Source organism: Actinokineospora xionganensis (genome assembly GCF_014323725.1).
GTDB lineage: Bacteria > Actinomycetota > Actinomycetes > Mycobacteriales > Pseudonocardiaceae > Actinokineospora > Actinokineospora xionganensis.
The window spans coordinates 492791-511472 of the sequence record NZ_JABVED010000002.1; the positions used below are offsets into that span (position 1 = coordinate 492791).

Annotated in this window: 21 protein-coding genes; 3 read left to right on the forward strand and 18 right to left on the reverse strand. The window is 70.2% G+C overall.

The window, feature by feature from the left end; translation table 11 throughout:
- Positions 1 to 123 precede the first annotated feature (123 nt).
- Positions 124 to 1917 carry a S8 family peptidase gene (locus GPZ80_RS05970; RefSeq protein ID WP_187218832.1) on the forward strand — a complete coding sequence of 598 codons (1794 nt, stop codon included), beginning with the start codon at positions 124 to 126 and terminating at the stop codon, positions 1915 to 1917.
- 168 nt (positions 1918 to 2085) lie between these two features.
- Here the strand turns inward: GPZ80_RS05970 and GPZ80_RS05975 are convergent, their stop codons facing one another.
- Positions 2086 to 2826: a DUF2334 domain-containing protein gene (locus tag GPZ80_RS05975; RefSeq protein ID WP_312880140.1), complete on the reverse strand. Its 741-nt coding sequence runs from the start codon at positions 2824 to 2826 to the stop codon at positions 2086 to 2088.
- Positions 2827 to 2876: 50 nt separating this feature from the next.
- Positions 2877 to 3758 carry a phosphoribosylaminoimidazolesuccinocarboxamide synthase gene (locus GPZ80_RS05980; protein ID WP_187218834.1) on the reverse strand — a complete coding sequence of 294 codons (882 nt, stop codon included), beginning with the start codon at positions 3756 to 3758 and terminating at the stop codon, positions 2877 to 2879.
- Positions 3759 to 3846: 88 nt separating this feature from the next.
- Between GPZ80_RS05980 and GPZ80_RS05985 the strand changes: the two genes are divergently transcribed.
- The gene (locus tag GPZ80_RS05985; protein WP_187218835.1) at positions 3847 to 4647 is read left to right on the forward strand and encodes an SAM hydrolase/SAM-dependent halogenase family protein; all 801 of its coding nucleotides are present in this window, start codon (positions 3847 to 3849) and stop codon (positions 4645 to 4647) included.
- Positions 4648 to 4675: 28 nt separating this feature from the next.
- On the opposite strand, the gene purB is transcribed toward GPZ80_RS05985, so the two are convergent.
- The 6 genes from purB to GPZ80_RS06015 form a co-directional block, all read right to left on the reverse strand.
- Complete coding sequence (gene purB / locus GPZ80_RS05990) at positions 4676 to 6115, reverse strand: adenylosuccinate lyase (RefSeq protein WP_187218837.1); 1440 nt, start codon at positions 6113 to 6115, stop codon at positions 4676 to 4678.
- A 58-nt stretch (positions 6116 to 6173) separates the two neighbouring features.
- Positions 6174 to 6881, reverse strand: a complete 708-nt coding sequence (locus tag GPZ80_RS05995; protein WP_187218839.1) for a hypothetical protein — start codon at positions 6879 to 6881, stop codon at positions 6174 to 6176.
- The gene (locus GPZ80_RS06000; protein ID WP_187218841.1) at positions 6874 to 7398 is read right to left on the reverse strand and encodes an RNA polymerase sigma factor; all 525 of its coding nucleotides are present in this window, start codon (positions 7396 to 7398) and stop codon (positions 6874 to 6876) included. Before GPZ80_RS06000 ends, GPZ80_RS05995 begins: the two co-directional genes overlap by 8 nt.
- A gap of 70 nt (positions 7399 to 7468) precedes the next feature.
- On the reverse strand, positions 7469 to 8053 hold the full coding sequence (locus GPZ80_RS06005) for a TetR/AcrR family transcriptional regulator (protein ID WP_187218843.1): 585 nt from the start codon (positions 8051 to 8053) through the stop codon (positions 7469 to 7471).
- A gap of 20 nt (positions 8054 to 8073) precedes the next feature.
- On the reverse strand, positions 8074 to 8307 hold the full coding sequence (locus tag GPZ80_RS06010; protein ID WP_187218844.1) for a hypothetical protein: 234 nt from the start codon (positions 8305 to 8307) through the stop codon (positions 8074 to 8076).
- 550 nt (positions 8308 to 8857) lie between these two features.
- The gene (locus GPZ80_RS06015; RefSeq protein ID WP_187218846.1) at positions 8858 to 9376 is read right to left on the reverse strand and encodes a SigE family RNA polymerase sigma factor; all 519 of its coding nucleotides are present in this window, start codon (positions 9374 to 9376) and stop codon (positions 8858 to 8860) included.
- Between the two features lie 143 nt (positions 9377 to 9519).
- Here GPZ80_RS06015 and GPZ80_RS06020 point away from each other — a divergent pair, with 143 nt between their 5' ends.
- The gene (locus GPZ80_RS06020) at positions 9520 to 10536 is read left to right on the forward strand and encodes a threonine aldolase family protein (RefSeq protein ID WP_187218848.1); all 1017 of its coding nucleotides are present in this window, start codon (positions 9520 to 9522) and stop codon (positions 10534 to 10536) included.
- Here the strand turns inward: GPZ80_RS06020 and GPZ80_RS06025 are convergent.
- The 10 genes from GPZ80_RS06025 to purD all read right to left on the reverse strand — a co-directional run bounded on the left by GPZ80_RS06025 (position 10523) and on the right by purD (position 18666).
- Positions 10523 to 11299, reverse strand: a complete 777-nt coding sequence (locus GPZ80_RS06025) for a potassium channel family protein (RefSeq protein ID WP_312880141.1) — start codon at positions 11297 to 11299, stop codon at positions 10523 to 10525. The two genes, GPZ80_RS06020 and GPZ80_RS06025, sit on opposite strands and share 14 nt — an antisense overlap.
- 38 nt (positions 11300 to 11337) lie before the next feature.
- Positions 11338 to 11511, reverse strand: coding sequence for a hypothetical protein (locus tag GPZ80_RS06030; RefSeq protein WP_166657904.1), 174 nt, complete (start codon positions 11509 to 11511; stop codon positions 11338 to 11340).
- Between the two features lie 26 nt (positions 11512 to 11537).
- Positions 11538 to 12716, reverse strand: a complete 1179-nt coding sequence (locus GPZ80_RS06035) for a pyridoxal phosphate-dependent aminotransferase (protein WP_187218850.1) — start codon at positions 12714 to 12716, stop codon at positions 11538 to 11540.
- Positions 12717 to 12735: 19 nt separating this feature from the next.
- Positions 12736 to 13863: a WXG100 family type VII secretion target gene (locus GPZ80_RS06040; RefSeq protein WP_187218852.1), complete on the reverse strand. Its 1128-nt coding sequence runs from the start codon at positions 13861 to 13863 to the stop codon at positions 12736 to 12738.
- Between the two features lie 11 nt (positions 13864 to 13874).
- Positions 13875 to 14177, reverse strand: a complete 303-nt coding sequence (locus GPZ80_RS06045) for a hypothetical protein (RefSeq protein WP_187218854.1) — start codon at positions 14175 to 14177, stop codon at positions 13875 to 13877.
- A gap of 47 nt (positions 14178 to 14224) precedes the next feature.
- Complete coding sequence (locus GPZ80_RS06050) at positions 14225 to 14980, reverse strand: ESX secretion-associated protein EspG (RefSeq protein WP_187218856.1); 756 nt, start codon at positions 14978 to 14980, stop codon at positions 14225 to 14227.
- 2 nt (positions 14981 to 14982) lie between these two features.
- Positions 14983 to 16230, reverse strand: coding sequence for a PPE domain-containing protein (locus GPZ80_RS33290; protein ID WP_187218858.1), 1248 nt, complete (start codon positions 16228 to 16230; stop codon positions 14983 to 14985).
- Positions 16231 to 16239: 9 nt separating this feature from the next.
- A complete protein-coding gene (locus GPZ80_RS06060) occupies positions 16240 to 16866 on the reverse strand; it encodes a DUF3558 domain-containing protein (RefSeq protein WP_222718872.1) in 627 nt (208 codons plus the stop codon).
- Between the two features lie 4 nt (positions 16867 to 16870).
- The gene (locus tag GPZ80_RS06065; RefSeq protein ID WP_187218862.1) at positions 16871 to 17293 is read right to left on the reverse strand and encodes a hypothetical protein; all 423 of its coding nucleotides are present in this window, start codon (positions 17291 to 17293) and stop codon (positions 16871 to 16873) included.
- A gap of 104 nt (positions 17294 to 17397) precedes the next feature.
- The gene (purD, locus tag GPZ80_RS06070; RefSeq protein ID WP_187218864.1) at positions 17398 to 18666 is read right to left on the reverse strand and encodes a phosphoribosylamine--glycine ligase; all 1269 of its coding nucleotides are present in this window, start codon (positions 18664 to 18666) and stop codon (positions 17398 to 17400) included.
- Between the last annotated feature and the right edge of the window lie 16 nt (positions 18667 to 18682).

The following is an 18682-nucleotide window of genomic DNA, read 5'->3' on the forward strand; positions in this document are numbered from 1 at the left end:
TGCGCGAATTACTTCCTCACAAGCCGTCCCGAAACGGCCCGGACGCCCTCTTCACTGGGTAACGGGCCCTGCACCCCGTGCCGACCGGCGCGGGTATGCCCCCTGAGTTGTCCGGAGGACATAGTGTTCCTGCGTCCACGCACCCGACTCGGCCGCGCGGCTACCGTCGCGCTGGTCGGTGCCGGTCTCATCGCCACGGCGGGCACCGCGTTCGCCGCCCCGGGCTCCCCTGCCGCCCCTGGCTCCATCTACAGCCCGGGCTCGATCTCCAGCCCGACTTCGATCTCCGCGGGCACCCGCTCGTACCTGGTCATCACCGCGCCGAACGACACCGCGGGCGCCAAGACCGCCGTCGCCAACAACGGCGGCTCTGTGTTCGCCTCGTACGACGCCATCGGCGTCATCGTCGCGCACTCGTCGGTCTCCGACTTCGCGTCCAAGATGCGCACCGTCACCGGTGTCCAGCAGGTCGGCGCGTCGCGCACCAGCGACGTGCCCGCCGAGGCCGCCAACCCGGCCATCCCGCCCGCCCCGGCGCAGGTCACGCCGACCACCAGCGAGACCGCGCGGGTCGACATGACCCAGATCGGCGCCGACAAGGCGTGGGCCGTCAACACCGGGTCCTCCGCGGTCACCGTCGGCGTGCTCGACACCGGCGTCGACGACCAGCACTACGACCTCAAGGCCAACTTCGACGCCACCAAGTCGGCGTCCTGCGCCTACGGCAAGCTCGACACCCGCGCGGGCTCGTGGCGCGACACCGGCTCGCACGGCACGCACGTCGCGGGCACCATCGCCGCGGCCAAGAACGGCAAGGGCATGGTCGGTGTGGCGCCGGGCGTGAAGATCGCGTCGGTCCGCATCGCGGAGAACCCGACCGGCCTGTTCTTCCCGGAGAACACCATCTGCGCGTTCGTCTTCGCCGGTGACAAGGGCTTCGACGTCACGAACAACAGCTACTACACCGACCCGTGGCTGTTCAACTGCCCGGACAACGCCGACCAGGCCGCGATCCTCGAAGGCGTCAAGCGCGCCCAGCAGTACGCCGAGGGCAAGGGCGTCCTCAACGTCTCCGCCGCGGGCAACGAGAACTACAACCTGGCGAGCAAGTCCTCGGACAGCACCAGCCCGAACGACTCGACCCCGGTCAACCGCACGATCAGCAACAACTGCCTGAGCGTCCCGGGTGAACTGCCCGGCATGGTGTCGGTCTCGTCGATCAACTCGTCGAACGTGAAGTCGTCGTTCTCCAACTTCGGCACCGGCAAGATCGCCCTCGCGGCCCCCGGCGACAACGTGTACTCCACGGTGCCCGGCGGCAAGTACGGCTCGAAGTCGGGCACCTCGATGGCGTCCCCGCACGTCGCCGGTGTCGCCGCGCTGCTGGTCAGCATGAACCCGACCGCCAACCTGGCAGACCTGCGTTCGAAGCTGGCCACCCAGGCCGACGACCTGACCTGCGGCGACAGCCGCTGCTCGGGCACGACCGCGCTGAACAACTTCTACGGCGAGGGGCGCGTCGACGCGCTGGCCGCGGTCTCCGACGGCGGCACCACCCCGCCGCCCACCGGCACGGTCTTCGAGAACACCGCCGACGTCAGCATCCCCGACGCGGGCGTGGCCGTGTACAGCAACATCGTGGTCTCGGGTGTCACGGGCAACGCCCCGGCGACGCTGAAGGTCGACGTCAACATCGTGCACACCTGGCGCGGTGACCTGGTCATCGACCTGATCGCCCCCGACGGCAGCGCCTACCGGCTCAAGGCGTCGTCGTCGAGCGACTCGGCGGACAACGTGATCGCCACCTACACGGTGAACGCGTCGTCCGAGGTCGCCAACGGCACGTGGAAGCTCAAGGTCCAGGACGTGGCCCGGTACGACGTCGGCCACATCAACTCCTGGAAGCTCACCTTTTAACTGTTCCGCCGCACCGAAATTTTCCCAGCAGTCGCCATTCGCGGGGAAAGTCCGGTGTTGCGGTCACCGTGGTCGAGCGCCGTCGCGGTCCCCTTAGGTGCGATTTGTCGGCGCGGCCCGGTCAGGTGTGCAGTTGTGTGGCAGCGGCCCGGTTCTGCTTCCCCTCGCTCATAGAGCGGCGGGGAGGGAGGGCCGGGCCGTTGTCGTTGCGCGGTGGAGCGGGGCTGGGGCGAGGACATCGGGGTAGGTGATGCCGGTGGCACCGTGGTGGCGGGCGATGTCGATGGCGTCGAGGACCGCCTGGCGGGGGCCGGGACGCACCAGGTCGGCGGCGTCGACGGCGAGGCGGACCAAACCGCCGCGGCGGGCGGTGCGGGCGGCGGTGAGGACGTAGGTGAAGCACCACAGGGTTTCGCCGCGCTCGGTCTGGGCGAAGCCCTGGACGCGGGCGCGGTGCACGCCGCCGGTCGTCAGACCATGCACGCCGTGGAGATCCGCGCAGAGCGTGAAACCCTTGCCACGCAAGGCGATCAGCGTGCCACGGGACGCCTGCCAGCGGGGTGGGGCGAAGCTGTCGGTGGACAGGCCGAGCCGTTCCATCGCCGAGACGGCGGCCGTCAGACGCAGACCCGCCTCATGCGCGGGGAGGGCGCCGAACTCGGCCCGGCGGGCCAAGGTGACCGTGCGCCGCGCACGGGGTTCGGGGGAATGGTCGAAGCCGTGCATCAGCACCGCGTCGCCCGCGGCCCGGCGGGTGCGGACCCAGTCGGCGACCGCGCCGTCGCGGCGCGGGGCGAAGAGAAGGGACAGGGGAATTTGCCGCTTCTGCATCTCCTCGGCGAGGTCGGCGCAGCGGTGCAGGGTTCGGGTGTCGATCCCGGCCAGCGAGACCACGAGTCGTGCCGTCACCTATCAAGCTCAGCGCATCCCGGTGACGACCAGGTGTCACCTGCGGATAATCACCCGATCCAGTCGCTGAACTTCCGGCCCGTGACCTGTTCGTAGGCCTGGATGTAGCGCGCCCGGGTCGCTTCGACGACCTCGGCGGGCATCGCGGGCGGCGGCTGGTCGCCCTCGCGGTCCCAGCCGGTCTCCGGCGAGGTCATCCAGTCGCGAACGAACTGCTTGTCGAACGACGGCTGCGCGTGGCCCGGCTCGTAGGTGTCGGCGGGCCAGTAGCGCGAGGAGTCCGGGGTGAGCACCTCGTCGCCGAGGACGACCACGCCGTCGAGGAGCCCGAACTCGAGCTTGGTGTCGGCGAGGATGACGCCGCGCCCCTGGGCGTAGTCGGCGGCCTTGGAGTAGATCGCGAGGGTGAGGTCGCGGACCTTGCCCGCGAGTTCTTCGCCGATCTCGGCCACGACCACGTCGAAGCTGATGTTCTCGTCGTGCTCACCCAGTTCCGCCTTGGTGGCCGGGGTGAAGATCGGCTCGGGCAGCTTCGAGCCCTCCACCAGGCCTCGGGGGAGCGTGACGCCGCAGACGGCGCCGGTGCGGTTGTAGTCCCGCGTGCCCGAACCGGCGAGGTACCCGCGCGCCACGGCTTCGACCGGCAGCATCTCCAGGCGCTTCACGATCAGCGCGCGGCCGCGGACGTCGGCCGGGATGCGGTCGTCGTCGTAGGAGACGAGGTGGTTGGGCACGAGGTCGCCGAGCAGCTCGAACCAGAAGACGCTCATCGCGGTGAGGATGCGGCCCTTGTCCGGGATCGGCGCGTCCAGCACGAAGTCGTAGGCCGACATCCGATCGGACGCGACGAGCAGGAGATGGTCGTCGTCGACGGCGTAAAGTTCGCGGACTTTGCCTGCGGCGATCTTGGGGTACTCAGCGAGCGTCGGCACGCTTCGGAAGCTTACGTGCCACGGTCGGCCACACCGGGCCCCACCTCGCCCGATCGACTAGGTCGCCGTAGTCGGACACACTTCCTCAATGGCGTACGACTGGATCTCGTTCACCACCGACTACGGCCTGGGTGACGGATTTCCCGCGGCCTGCGAGGGCGTAATCGCCCGGATCGCTCCCGCCGCCCGGGTCATCCATGTGACGCATCTCGTGCCACCGCAGGACATCCGGCGCGGGGCGGCCGTGCTCGCGCAGACCGTCCCGCACCTGCCGCCCGCGGTGCACCTGGCGGTGGTCGATCCCGGTGTCGGGACCACGCGCCGACCCATCGCGGTCGCCACCGAGGCGGGGATGCTGGTGGGACCGGACAACGGCCTGCTGATCCCGGCCGCCAACGCCCTGGGCATCTCCGCGGCGTACGAGCTGACCGAGTACCGGCTGAACCCGGTCTCGGCGACCTTCCACGGGCGCGACATCTTCGCCCCGGCCGCCGCCCACCTCGCCGCGGGCCTGTCCCCACAGCGGCTCGGGCCGGAGATCGACATCGGGACCCTGGTCCGGCTCCCCGAACCCGAGACCGTCGCGACCCCGGGCAGGCTCGCGACCGAGGTGCTCAGCTCCGACACCTTCGGCAACCTCCAACTCGCCGCGACCGCCATCGACCTGGCCGCGTGCGGGGCCAAGGCCCGCACCCGGGTGCACGCCCAGGTCGGCGACCGGTCCGTCGAAGCCGTGGTCGGACAGACGTTCGCCGACGCCGAACCCAGCGGCGCCGTGCTGCTCGTGGACTCCGCGGGCCACCTCGCGCTCGCGATCAACGGCGGCTCGGCGGCCGACGAACTGCGCGCGGGCGCGGGAAGCCCCGCGATCGTGCTGATCGGGCGCTAAGCGCAGGCTGGAATGCGCCTGATCGGGCTTAGAGGATCGCCCCCGGCACGTAACCGGACGCCTCGGGGAAGCGGCCAAGGACCTCTTCCACCCGCTTCACGACCGCCGCGACCTGCGCGCCCGCCACGCCGGTGAAGGGGAGCCGGTCGGCGAGCAGCGCGTCGAGGCGGGCGCGGTCGAGCGGGATGCGGTCGTCGGCGGCGAGGCGGTCGAGCAGGTCGTTGCGCTCGATGCCCTCCTCGCGCATGGCCAGCGCCACGGCCACCGCGTGCTCCTTGATCGCCTCGTGCGCGGTCTCCCGGCCGACTCCGGCCTGCACCGACGCCATGAGCACCTTCGTGGTGGCCAGGAACGGCAGGTAGCGGTCGAGTTCACGCGCGACGACGGCCGGGTAGGCGCCGAACTCGTCGAGCACGGTCAGGAACGTCTCCAGCAGCCCGTCGAGGGCGAAGAACGCGTCGGGCAACGCGACGCGGCGGACCACCGAGCACGACACGTCGCCCTCGTTCCACTGGTCGCCCGCGAGTTCGCCGACCATCGATGCGTACCCGCGCAGGATCACCGCGAGACCGTTGACCCGCTCGCAGGACCGCGTGTTCATCTTGTGCGGCATGGCCGACGAACCGACCTGCCCCGGCTTGAAGCCCTCGGTGACCAGCTCGTGGCCGGCCATCAACCGGATCGTCTTCGCCACGCTCGACGGCGCCGCCGCGAGCTGGACCAGCGCGGACACCACGTCGTAGTCCAGCGAACGCGGGTAGACCTGGCCGACGCTGGTGAACCGGTTCTCGAAGCCGAGGTGCTCGGCGACGACCTTCTCCAGCTCGTCGAGCTTGTCCTGGTCGCCGCCCAGCAGGTCGAGCATGTCCTGCGCGGTGCCGACCGGGCCCTTGATGCCGCGCAGCGGGTAGCGGGCGATCAGCTCGTCGACGCGCTGGAATGCGACCAGCAACTCGTCGGCGCCGGTGGCGAAGCGCTTGCCCAAGGTGGTGGCCTGCGCGGCGACGTTGTGGGACCGGCCGGTCAGGACCAGGTCGCCGTGCTCGGCGGCCAGCCTGGCCAGGCGAGACAGCACCGCGGCGACGCGGCCGCGGATCAGCTCGAGGGACCGGCGGACCTGCAGTTGCTCGACGTTCTCGGTGAGGTCGCGCGAAGTCATGCCCTTGTGCACGTGCTCGTGCCCGGCCAGCGCGTTGAACTCCTCGATGCGCGCCTTCACGTCGTGGCGGGTGACCCGCTCACGGTCGGCGATGCTGCCCAGGTCGACCTCGGGCAGGACCCGACGGTAGTCCTCGATGGCCTGCTCGGGGACATCGATACCCAGCTTGGCCTGCGCGGAGAGCACGGCGAGCCACAGCTCGCGCTCCATCCGAACCTTCTCCTCCGGCGACCACAGGGTGGCCAGTTCGGTGGAGGCATAGCGGCCTGCGAGGACGTTGGGGATGCGGGGCTTCTGCGCGGCGGTCACGTTTGCCCAGCTTACCGGGGTACCGGAGGCACCCCCAGCGCCCCCGGTACCCCGCGACTCAGAACCGCAGAGTCGGGTCGTTGGCCAACTGGGTCAGATAGCCGTCGAGAGCCTCGGCGGGCGGCCCACCTGTGTCCGCGGCGAGCCATGCCACGGTGACCACCGAGCTGTCCGGGCGAACGACGTCGACCGACCGCACGTGCCGCATGGACGCGTCTCCGACCAACCCACCCGGCAGGCACTCGGGCCGGACGACCACGCAGGCCCCCTTCTCGGACAGGTCCTCCACACCGTTGGTGATCACGGTGAAGTGGATGCCATACCGCGCGCCGTCAAGGGTGAACGTCGTGAACCGGGCGATCCCGACGAAGTCGCGAAGGCCCGGCGTCGAACCGGGGTGCGTCTGCAGGTCGCTGACACCGGGCACCACCGCCGCGACGCGCGTGGGCAAAGCCGCCGCCAAGGCCGTCGACCGCTCGGCGAGTTGCGCGGACGAGTACTTCGGGACGATCGGCGCGGACGACGTGATCGCCGGAGCCGGGCCGGGAAACCCCGCAGGCTGCATGCCGCCCGTGGCCCTGGCCACGGTCGGGCCGACGACGATTCCCCCGACCAACACGAAGGTGGCCGCGCCGGTCGCGACCAGCGCCCTGCTGCGGGCAGTCTCTTTGCGCGCGCGCACGACCACCTCGTCGATATCCAGCGTGAGCGCGGGTTCAGTCGCCACTGCGGTCCGCAGACTGTCGCGGAGCTCGGTTTCAAGCATGTGTCAGCTCCCCCTCGGACAATCGGGCGACGGCCGCACGCAGCGAGTCCAGCCCGCGCGCGGCCTGGCTCTTGACCGTGCCCTCGGTGCACCGCATGACCCTCGCCGTCTCGGCGACGCTGAGCTCGTCGAAGTACCGCAGGATCAGCACGGCGCGCTGGCGCGGCGCCAGCGTGAGCAGGGCTTTGTGGACGACATCGCGGTCCCACGAGCGGCTGACACCCTCGGCGATGTCGATGGTCGGGTCGGCGGTGTCGGGCACCTCGGAGCCGACCGGCTCACGGCGGCGCCATGGTTTGCGCTTCTCGTCGAGCCACGTGCGCAGCAGGACGGTCCGCGCGTAGTTGTGCACCGTGTCGCGCTTGCCCAGCCGCGACCAGGACCGGTAGATCTTGACCAGCGTCGCCTGGACCAGGTCCTCCGCGGTGTGCCAGTCGCCGCAGAACAGGTAGGCCGATCTCCGCAGCGTTCTGGCGTGTTCGCGGGCGAACACCCGGAAATCCTCGTCATCTCGCACTGCGGCCCCTTCTGCTGCCCCCGGCTACCACTGACTACTCACGCCTGCGGGGGCGAAAAGGTTGCGTCGGTCAGGCGAGTGCTTCGCGAAGCATCCCGCGGGCGGCGGCGCGGGGGTCCGGGTTGACCTCGATGAGGGCGTTGACGACCGCGCCGTCTACCAGGGCGATCAGCTGCTCCAGGCGGGCTTCGTCGATGCCCGCCGCGAACTTGGCGAAGGTGTCCATCAGCAGCGCCCGCAGCTCGCCGCCGAGTTCGAGGGTCAGCGGACGCAGGTAGGGCCTGCGGGCGGTGGCGATGAGCCGCTCATAGCGCAGCAGGATCGCCTGGGCGTCGTTGTCCCTGGCCTTGGGGCCGAGCAGCTGGTCGAGCACCAACTCGACCAGCGCTTCCAGGCCTCTTGGGCTGGTCGCCAGCTCGGTGAGGAGCTCACGGCCGCGGGCCAGTTCCTGTCGGCCGTGGAATTCGAGGGCTTCGACGATGAGGTCGTCGAGCGACTCGAAGTAGTACGTCGTGGACGCCAGCGGCAGGCCCGCGCGCTCGGCCACCGAGCGGTGCCGGACCGCGTCGAACCCGCCTTCGATCAGCAGGGCGGCGGCGGCCTCCACGAGCGCGTGTTTGCGGCGCTCACCCTTGGGGGTGCTGGCGGTGGTCATGGTGGGCCAATGGTGCCAGGTCAGTACCTGGCGGCCAGCTCCTGGGCGAGTTCGCGCACGTCACCGTCGTCGAGCGGGAGTTCGGCGGAGTCCGGGAGAGGCTCGACCGCCACGATCAGCTGGGCGCCCGACGCGGTGGCGACCACGGCGCCCGCGGCGCCCGGCCGGTCGCCCCACGGCGGCTGCAGCGGCGCGGTGACACCCGCGGGCACGAGCATGATCGACACGAGGCCGCGGTGGGGTCCGTCCTGCACGCCGAAGCTCGCGGAACGGCCGCCAGCCGGACACCCGAGGGGTGAGGGAACGTACTCGCCGCGGGAAGTGGCGGCCGGGAGCTCGCCCGCGAGGGCAGCAGCGAGCTCCCGGTCCGCCGTTCCGCACCCGCTAGGGGTGCCACCGGCCTGAGAGCCGGCATTCCCATCCGACGAACGCCCCCTGCTTGGCGTCGCCGGCGGGAAGTCTTGGGCCTCCGCGGCCTTCTGTGACGGTCCGTCAGACGTAACCTCGTACTGCGGCGACAGATCGTTACCGCCGGCGGGAGACTCCGCTGAACCGGCCGCCGACGAGTCGCCGGTGGTCTGGCTCGGCCACCACGCGTCGCCGGCGACGATTACGCCCGCCAACAGCGCAAAGCCTAGCGCCGTTCCCGTAAGAAGGGTGTTCCTCTTTCGGGTCAATCTCGATGACTCTGCGCTGATGTCCGACTGGTCGAAGGAGGGCGGCGGGACGTCACGCACCGCGTCGTTGAACAGCTCCGAGAGCTTGCGCTCGTCCACTACCTCCACCCCCTCATCGTCATCGTCCTCACAGCCCTGACCGCAGGTCGTCGAGCGTGTCGCCCAGCGATTCCCGCAGGGCGGCCAGTCCGCGTGCGGTCTGGCTCTTGACCGTTCCCTCGGTGCACTTGAGCGTCGCGGCCGTGGCCGCCACGTCCAAGCCTTCCAGGAATCGCAGCACCAGCACCGCCCGTTGCCGCGGCGGCACCCTCGACAGTCCGTCGAGCAGCGCCGACCTGGTCGCGACCGCGTTGCCGATATCGCCCTCGGAGCTCGCCGATTCCGGCAGAACCTCCGTCTGGCGCTCTCGCCGCCACGGCCTGCGCGTCTCGTCGATCATCGCGCGAACCACCGACCGGCGGACGTAGGCGTCCAGGGCCTGTCGGTCCCGGACCTTGCGCCACCTGCGGTGCAGTGCGACGAACGCGGTCTGCGCGAGATCGTCCGCCTTGTGCCAGTCGCCGCACAGCAAGTACGCGGTTCGTCGCACGGCGTCGCGCCGCGCGGCGAAGTATTCCGCGAACTCCTGCTCGTCGCGCTGATCCACGCGAACGCTCTCCACTCGTCTGTACGGACTAGGGACGGATCTGACCAGCCACACGGTTGCATGGGGATGAGACGAGATCTACGCCACCCCCGGGATCCGTGGTCGGCGCGTAGCGGTATTGCCCGTTGTGGTGTGATCGGATCGTGACCACACTGCGCCGGATTGATCTCCGCTCGGACACCGTGACCAAGCCGGACGACACCATGCGCGCCGCGATGGCGGCCGCCGAGGTGGGCGACGACGTCCTCGACCACGACCCCACGATGCGGGCGCTGGAAGAGCGCGCGGCCGGGCTGCTCGAGGTCGAGGCGATGCTGTGGGTGCCCAGCGGGAGCATGGGCAACCTGATAGCGCTGATGCTGCACCTCAGTCGGGGCGACCGGTTCCTCGCCGCGCGCGGGTCACATGTGCTGGAGGCCGAACTGGGCACGCCCGCCTGGTTGGCGGGCGGCATGCCGCACCCCCTGGAGTGGACCGGCGCGCCCGGGCGGATCTCGGCCGACGACGTGAGCGCGTTCGCCACATCGGGGGCGCCGTACTACGCGCTGCGGACAGCGCTGCTCTGCCTGGAGAACACGCACAACTTCGCCGGCGGGACGGTCACCCCGCCCGACCACCACGCGCTGCTGGTCGCGACCGCCCGGGAGGCCGGGATCCGGGTGCACCTCGACGGCGCGCGGCTGTGGAACGCGGCGGCGGCGCTGCAGGTGCCGCCCGCGGCGCTGACCGTCGGCGTCGACACGGTCCAGGTGTGTCTGAGCAAGGGCCTGGGCGCCCCGGTCGGGTCGCTGGTCGGCGGGTCGGCCGGGTTCGTCGCGGAGGCCCGGCGGGTGCGCAAGATGCTCGGCGGCGGCGTCCGCCAGGGCGGGGTGCTCGCGGCCGCGGGGCTGGTCGCGCTGGACCGCATGGCCGACGTGGCCATCGACAACGCGAACGCGGCCACGCTCGCGGCGGGGCTCGCGGAGCTCGGCTGGGACGTGACCGCGCCGGAGACCAACATCGTCTTGGCCTCGGTGCCCGACGTGCCCACGACCCTGCGGATGCTGGACCGGGTCGGGGTGCCCGCCGTCGCCGTGTCGAGCGGGGTGCGGTTCGTGACGCATCGGGACGTCTCGGCGGTCGACATCGCCGAGGCACTCGACCGGATCAAGACCGGCTGACCTCGCCCCCGGCCCGCTTGAGCTCGGTGCGAAGTTCGGCGATCTCCGCGCGCAGCCCCTTGACCTCGCTTTGGATGGACTCCTCGATCGATTCCTCGGCGCCGGCGATCTTCTGCACGAACCAGGACGCGATCACACCGGTCACCACACCGAGCAGGGCGATACCGCCGATCATCAGCGCGGCGGCGACCAGCCTGCCCTCGACGGTGACCGGATAGCGGTCGCCATAGCCGACGGTGGAGATGGTGGTCATGGTCCACCAGACGGCGTCGCCGAAGTTGGTGATGTTGGCGTCCGGGTCGTGCCGCTCGGCGTCGAGCACGGCGAGCGATGCGGAAAGGCCCACGAGCAGGATGGTCCCCGCGACGTAGATGCCGATGCGCCCGCGGAATGTGGTGCCGACCCGGCGGTTGAGCACCTTGAGCACGGTGATCAGCCGCAGGGCGCGCAACTGGCGGACCATCGGCAGGGCCACCACGAGCAGGTCGAACAGGTGCCGCCAGAGGAACCGGCCCTTGCGCTGCGCCAGGGTGAACCGGATGACGAACTCGACGGCGAAGACGGCCCAGATCGCCCAGAGCCCGATCTCCTGCCACAGCACCGTCGTCGGCGACGCCGTCGTGTGCAGCACCTGCCAGGCGTAGCCGCACAAGAAGATCACGGCCAGCGCGGTCAGGGGCAGGTCAGTGCGCGCTTCCCAGGCGCTTAACCGAGGCTCGAGCGGGTCGCTGTGGCGCACGCCGGGCGCGTAGGTGTCGGACACACGGACATCATCGCCGAGCGCGAGCCATTCGCTAGGGGTTAACGGCCGATTCGCGGGCGATCCGCCTTGCCCTTGATCGCCCCGTACGCGGCCGCGCCCACGGTGAGTATCGCGGCGGCCACAAGGAGCCACACCACGGCCTTGAACAGGACCCCGATCAGCCAGAACGCCAGCCAGATCGCGAGCACCGCGCCGATGATCTTGATAACCATGCCGCCCCCTCAAGCCTGTTTCCCGGTCAACGCCTGATGGCGGCCACCGGTTCCCAGGCGCGCAGCCTGCGCAGTGCCTCCTCGATGTCGGCGGTGGCCCCGGCGAAGGACAGGCGGACGAACCGGTTGCCGTCGACCGGGTCGAAGTCGATGCCGGGAACGATCGCGAGTCCGGTGTCGGCGAGCAGGCGCTGACAGAAGCTCATCGAGTCGTGGGTGAGGTGGGTGACGTCGGCGTAGGCGTAGAACGCGCCGTCGGCGGGGGCGATCCGGTCGATGCCCAGCTCGGGGAGACCGGTCAGCAGCAGCTCCCGGTTCGTGGCGTAGCGGGCGACGTGGCTGTCGAGTTCGTCATAGCTCTCCTGCTCGAACGCGGCGACCGCGGCGACCTGGGAGATGGCGGGGGCGCAGATGGTGAAGTTGCCCGTCAACGCGCTGACCGCGCGCTGCAACCGTTGCGGGACCAGGAGCCAGCCCAGCCGCCATCCGGTCATCGCGAAGTACTTGGAGAACGAGTTCACGACAATCGACTCGCGGGAGTACTGCCACGCGGAGCTGGTCTCGGCGCCGTAGGAGATGCCGTGGTAGATCTCGTCGCTGACCAGTTGCACCCCGCGCTCGGCGCACCAGCCCGCGATCGCGGCCAGCTCGGCCGGGTCGAGGACGGTGCCGGTCGGGTTCGCGGGGCTGGCGACGATCAGGCCGTCGATCGGGCCAAGCTCGTCGAGCATCGCCACCGTCGGCTGGAACCGGGTGGTCTCGTCGCATGGCAGCTCGACGACCTCGCAGCCCAGGGCGGTGAGGATGTTGCGGTAGGCCGGATATCCGGGTCGCGCGAGCGCGACACGGTCGCCCGCGTCGAACGCCGAGAGGAACGCGAGCAGGAACCCGCCTGAAGACCCGGTGGTGATCACGACGTCCTGCGGGGAGACGTCGAGGGAGTGCAGCCGCTCGTAGTGGCCCGCGATGGCCTCGCGCAACTCCGGGATGCCCAACTGCTCGGTGTACCCGAGCGCCTGCGTGCCGAGCGCCTCCGCGGCGGCGAACCGAACAGCCTTCGGCGCCCCGGTCGACGGCTGCCCCGCCGCGAGCGAGACGACATCCCCGTGCGCCCGCTGCCGCGCGTTCGCGGCGGCGAGGACATCCATAACGTGAAACGGCGGAACGGCGGCGCGGTTGGCGACCTTGAGCAGGCGAGCGTGCATGCCGCCAGACTAGGACTTGTCAGTACCCGACATATCCGCCGCCGCCGTGCGTGGCCTTGATGCCAGGAACGTTCGCCAGCGAGCCGTACCGGGAGATGGCGTAGTTCACGCCCGCGCAGATGTTGTCGACCGGGTTCCAGATGTCGTCATGGCCGGGCAGCTTGTGCGCCTGGAACGTCGGGTCGATGCACTGCATCAGGCCTTTGGAAGGCGTCCCCTTGGCGGCATTGGAATCCCAATTATTTTGGGCGTTCGGGTTTCCGCCGGATTCGTGCTGGATGATTTCCCAGATCAACTGGGCGTCCTTTTCGGACACGTTGATGCCGCGGGCGCGCAGGACCTCGATCGCCTCCTTGATCCACTCCTGCACGTTGCCCGGTGGCGGGCCCGCGGGTGGGCCGCCGCTCGATCCCATTGCGCCGCCACCTCCTCCTCCGCCACCGGAGCCTGTGCCTGAGCCTGAGCCGCCACCCGAGTCACCGGACCCGGATCCGCCGGGATGCTTGTCCGATGACGACGGCGAGGTCTGCCGCGGCTGGGTCGGAGTCCATTCGATCGGCTTGCCCGGCGCCGGGGTGAAGGTCTGGGTGCCGGGGTCGGGGATGGCGCTGAACTTCGGGTCGACCGTGCGGCCGCGCACAGCCGCGGCGGCGGTGCTGACGGCCTGTTCGGCGTTGTCGAGCTGGGCGGTCACCCGGCCCTGGTAGCCGGCCGCGAGGTTGTCGAGGTGCCGGCGCTTTTCGTCGGCGGTCTTGTCCGCGTTGGCGTTGAGCCAGGCCGTGGCGCTGTCGTGGAGTTCGCCGAAGACTCCTTCCAGCGCGTCCTTGGCGCCCTGGAGGCCGGTCACCGCGGCGCGCAGGTCGGCGGCGACGGCGGTCATCGCCTCGGTCAGAGAGGTGGCTGCCTGGTCGAACTTGGCCATGTACGCGACAAACGCGTCAGCCGAGGCACCCTGCCAGGCGCCGTCAAGGTCGCCGACCGAGGTGCTCACGGTCTTCGCCGAGTCGGTGGCGCCGGTGGCCGAACCGGTGAACTGGCCCGCCATGTCGCCGATGGCTGCCGGCTGGGCCCGGTAGACCGGTTCCGCTTGCGCGGCCAGCTGCGCCGCCGTGCCGCCCAAGCCGGCGACAGCATCCCGCGCGGTCACGACTGCCCCCTCTAGATCGCGGTGAGCGACTGCGTCGCGGCTTGCTCGGTGCCGTCGACGGACTGCCCGACGGAGTCGAGCGCCCGGTCGACGTTGCCGAGCAGAGCGCCCGCGCGGTCGAGTTCGTCACTGGCGGTGCGGGCGATGGCCTGCACGGCCTGGGCGAGGGCCGCGGAACTGGGGAGTCCGCCGAAGACACCCGCGTCGGCGTCGCGCGGAAGGGTGTCGCCCGCGGCGGCCATCGGACCGGCCTGGCCGCCGACAGCGGTGCGGCACTGCTCGATCGCCCGCAGGTTGTAGTCCACTGTCCCCATCCCCTCAGCTCGTCCGGTTCGACGCCTGACGGTCCGCGGTGGTTCCGTCAGAGCTCGTCGAGTAACTCCCGCACACAGGTGGCGAGGCGCGCGTTGTCGGCTGGGGTGATGGTGCTCCACAGGCGGCCGTCGGCGCTCGGTCGCGTCAGGTAGAGGTAGCGGCCCGCGTCCGTGTCGTGGAAGGCGACGACCCGCTCGGCCCGGTCCCGCCGCCTGCCGCGCTGGGCGCGTTCGGCGCCGAACTGGCCGCGGGTGGTCATGCCGGTGACCATCGAGCCGAGCATCTGCGCGTCGCTGAGGCTCACACCGTGCTCGGTCAGCGCGTTGATCATCAGCTGCGGGTCGGCGTGGTCGGACTTGGTGAGGATGTCGGTCGGCAGGCTGACCGAGCGGCCCGGACCGGCCGCGACGTCGCCCGCGATGGAGACGGCGGCTTCGGCCATGGCGGTGCCGCGGGCGGGGATGAGCCACACCTCGCCGCCGTCGACGACCGCGAGCATCCCCTGGTCCCCGCTCGCCACGGAGAGCGCGGTGATCTCGTGGTCGGTCCACACCCAGCTGTCGACGGTGACCGGCGCGTGGGCGAGCAGGCTGAGCGAGTCGGCCAGTTCGGGGGCAGCGCGGCCCGCCTCGGCCAGCCCGCGCTGCTCCAACCCGGCGAACGCGGCCGCCACCAGTTCCCGGCGCTCGGTGTGGGTGCGACCGGGACTCGGCACGTCGAGCGCGACGTGGCGTCCCGGGAGGCGCTCGGACTCCCAGAGCACGTCGAACTCCAGGGTGGAGAGGACAACGCTGTTGGACAAGGTCAGTCGTCCTGCCCCAGGACCGGCGAGACCACCATGCGCTCGTCGCCGAAGACGTCTTCGGAGTCGATGCCGTACTTGCGCACGTGCTCCTCGTCGTCCTCGCCCTTCGCCCCGGCTGCCGCGGGCTGCATGAGCGACGCGCCCGCCTTCCCCGGCCGGGCCCCGATGCGCTCGGCGTTCTTGGCGGCGCGGGACTGCTCGTCGGGCAGGTCGGTGATCGGCGCCGCACCGCGGGCCGCCGCCCGGGCCGCGCGGCCCTCGGGAGTGTCGGGGAAAGCACCCGCGCCACGGACCAGCCGATCCTTACGCGCGTTCTCACCTGCGGCGGCACCACCGGCCCCGGCGGCTGTCAGGCCGGCGAGGGTCGACATGTCGTTCACCATGCCCATGGGGAAGCCCGGGCGGAGTCCGCCGGGAACGTTGGCGGGGTTGGGAAGCCCGCCGATGTTCGGCCCCAGCGGGCCGACCGTGCTCAGCCGGCCGCCGCCGGGCTGGTTGTTGTTCGTGCCACCGGGACCGCCGCCGCCGGGGCCGTCGGGAATGCCCGCGAGGCCGGGACCGCCGCCGGGCAACCCGGTCTGTCCAGGGACGCCGGGAGTGCCCGGCCCGCCGGTCGGGGTGTAGGCGCTGGAGTTGCCGTTGAAGGTCTGTGCGGACGTGGTGCCCTGGCCTTCGTAGGGGGTCGCGACGAGGCTCATGCCGGGCGGCACGGGAAGCGACTGGTAGCTGCCGAGTGCGGACTGGCTGCCCTGGCTGTAGCCGTTCATCGAGGACACGGCCTGCTCGCGGGCGGCGTTGGTCTGCTGGACCTGCTTGGCGTTGTCAGTCGTGTGCCCGAACGCGCCGAGGAACCGGTCCATACCATCGAGCTTGGTCGGCCCACGCAGGTCACCGCCGTCGGGGGCGCCGTTGCGGGTGGTGGAGAAGGCGTCGCCCTGCTCACTCACCCCACCGGCGGACTGCTCGACCGCGGGAGTCGCGTCCTGGGCGTAGATGGCCGCGTTCTTGGTCGCGTCCATGCCGCCTTCGGAAGCACTGCCCTCCCAGGTGACGCCGATCTTGGCCAACTCCTCGCGGAGAACCTGGTCAGTCTCGGCCAAGCCCTCGGCGAGAGATTTCAGGGCACGGACTGCCTTATGCAGGCTCTCAGAACCCGGCCCCTGGCGGAGCTTGTCGAGTTCATCAGCCAACTGCTGGTGGCTGTAACCCTCGAAGCGCAGATCGCCCAGCCCGTTGTCGCCTGCCATGTCAGCTCCTCACGCCAGAGTCTGCAACGTGGTCACGGCCATCTCCGCGGCCTTCTCGGTCATTTGGCAAATCTGGTCCTGCGTGAATGCGTTCCTGCTGGTCAAATTCATCGAGACCATGAGTTGCTGACCTTCCGCCACGTCCACGGACACCGCGCATTCGTGGCTGTTCCGCTCGTTGCTGGAACCCTTGAACACGGTCTTCGCAGCAGCGAATCCAGCGACCGAAATCAAATCAGCATCCACGTTCCGTTTGCCGGTCAGCCAGGGGCCGATACCTTCGGAAGTGATCAGCAGCGCCGCGTAGTCATAATACGGCTGCTGCGCTTGCACATTCAGCACGCACTCTTTCGAGCCTCGCCAGACATCACTGTTGTTGGTGGTCAACCGAGAACGGTTGATCTTCAACTGGCCGCGCTGCCCATCGGTGAACAAGGCACAAGGATCGATCGCGTTGAGCTTCAATTCCTTCGGGCGCGCGGGGATCTCGACAGTCTGCGAAGCAGGTTTCGTTGACGTCGGCTTCGACGTAGATGGCCCGTCCACCGCGGTGGCCGATGTCGTCGGGCTGCCTGTTTCACTCGTGGTGCACCCGGTAATCCCCAGAAGAACGGCGCCAAGACCAGCCAGAAGCATCCGACTACGCACGCTGTTCGCCCCCAAGGGCCGCAGCGATGTCTTGCTCGTTATAGCCGTAAGTCTTCGCACTATCCGTCAACTGCTGGACGAGGTTGTTCAAACCCGCCACATAGTCGCCGATCCTTGCCACATAGGAATCATCGTTGCTCAGCAACAGATCATTCCAGGCTTCGGCGACCTTCGTGCTGACGATGTCTTCGCCTGGCTGGTCTACGCGAAGGTCGCTCCGCGCCTCGCGAACCAGATCGCCGAGAGAGTCGGCCTGGGTTTGGATGATCTTGGCGGCGGCGAGGACGTTGTCGTGGTTGACCACGAACTGGCCGCTCGCCGGGCTGCCGCCCATGATGGCGCGCGCGGCGTCGAAGGCGGCGCCTGCTATCGCGCTGACCGTGCCGCCCAAAGAAGCGCCGATGTCCATCTTCACGCACCCCCGTACGCATCGTGACGATGTCGTCTCGTTTCGCAGGCTACCAATGGCGCGGTAAGGCCCACCTGAACTTTGACGGAGAAAACGGCGCTTCGGTTCCCTCAGCCCGCTACGGGGATGCCGATCTCGCCGCGCAGGGCGCGCAGGCCGATGTCGGTGCGGTGGTGGGAACCCGCCAGGTGCACGGCGTCGACCTTGCGGTAGGCGTCGGCGCGGGCGGCTTCCAGGTCATCGCCCATACCGACCACGGCCAGGACACGGCCGCCCGCGGACACCAGCGCCCCGTCTTCGCGGCGGCGGGTGCCCGCGTGCAGGACGCCTTCGGCCTCGGCGCCGGTGATCAGGTCTCCGGTGCGGGGGCGGCCGGGGTAGCCGTCGGCCGCTATGACAACCGTCACGGACGAGCCCTCGGCCCACTCCAGCGGCGGGTGCGCCGCCAGCTCGCCGCGCGCGGACGCGAGCAGCAGGGCCGACAGCGGGCTGCGGAGCAGGGCGAGGACCGACTGGGTCTCCGGGTCGCCGAAGCGGCAGTTGAACTCGATGACCTCAGGTCCGTTGCCGGTCAGCGCGAGCCCGGCGTAGAGCAGGCCGGAGAACGGCGCGCCGCGCTTGGCCATCTCGTCGACGACGGGCTGGATGATGCGGGCGACGACGTCGTCGACCATGCCGTCCGGGATCCAGGGCAGCGGCGCGTAGGCGCCCATTCCGCCGGTGTTCGGGCCTGCGTCGTTGTCGCCGACGCGCTTGAAGTCCTGGGCGGGGAGCAGCGGGACGACGGTGCCCGCCTCGTCGACCACGCAGAACAGGGAGACCTCGGGACCGTCGAGGAACGACTCCAGCAGCACCGGGTGACCGCCGTCGAGCAGGGTCATCGCGTGCGCGCGGGCCTTGCTGAGGTCGGTGGTGACGACGACGCCCTTGCCCGCGGCGAGTCCGTCGTCCTTGACGACCCAGGTGGGGCCGAAGCGCGACAGCGTGGCGTCGAGCCGGGCCGGGTTGTCGACGATCTCACTGTGCGCGGTGGGGACGCCCGCCGTGGTCATGATGTCCTTGGCGAACGCCTTGGAGCCCTCGATGCGGGCCGCCGCGGCGCTCGGGCCGAACACGGGGATCCCGGCCGCGCGGACCGCGTCCGCCACGCCCGCGACCAGCGGGCCCTCGGGTCCGATGACGACGAGGTCGGCTTCCCACTTGGTGGCCAGCACCGTCACGGCTGCCGGATCCGCGGGGTCGACCCCGTAGCTCTCGGAAAGCGAGGCGGTGCCCGCGTTCCCGGGCGCACACGCCAGCGCCGTCACCTCGGCGTCCTTGGACATAGCAAGGACCAGGGCATGCTCGCGGGCGCCAGACCCGATAACCAGGACACGCACGAGGACTGAGACTAGA

Excerpts from the sequence above, each read along its gene's own strand:
- GPZ80_RS05985 (WP_187218835.1), top strand. The coding sequence starts at position 3,847 with ATGGCGTACGACTGGATCTCGTTCACCACCGACTACGGCCTGGGTGAC.
- GPZ80_RS06060 (WP_222718872.1), bottom strand. The coding sequence starts at position 16,866 with ATGCTTCTGGCTGGTCTTGGCGCCGTTCTTCTGGGGATTACCGGGTGC.
- GPZ80_RS06005 (WP_187218843.1), bottom strand. The coding sequence starts at position 8,053 with ATGACCACCGCCAGCACCCCCAAGGGTGAGCGCCGCAAACACGCGCTC.
- GPZ80_RS05995 (WP_187218839.1), bottom strand. The coding sequence starts at position 6,881 with ATGCTTGAAACCGAGCTCCGCGACAGTCTGCGGACCGCAGTGGCGACT.
- GPZ80_RS06030 (WP_166657904.1), bottom strand. The coding sequence starts at position 11,511 with ATGGTTATCAAGATCATCGGCGCGGTGCTCGCGATCTGGCTGGCGTTC.
- GPZ80_RS33290 (WP_187218858.1), bottom strand. The coding sequence starts at position 16,230 with ATGGCAGGCGACAACGGGCTGGGCGATCTGCGCTTCGAGGGTTACAGC.
- GPZ80_RS06035 (WP_187218850.1), bottom strand. The coding sequence starts at position 12,716 with ATGCACGCTCGCCTGCTCAAGGTCGCCAACCGCGCCGCCGTTCCGCCG.
- GPZ80_RS06045 (WP_187218854.1), bottom strand. The coding sequence starts at position 14,177 with ATGGGGACAGTGGACTACAACCTGCGGGCGATCGAGCAGTGCCGCACC.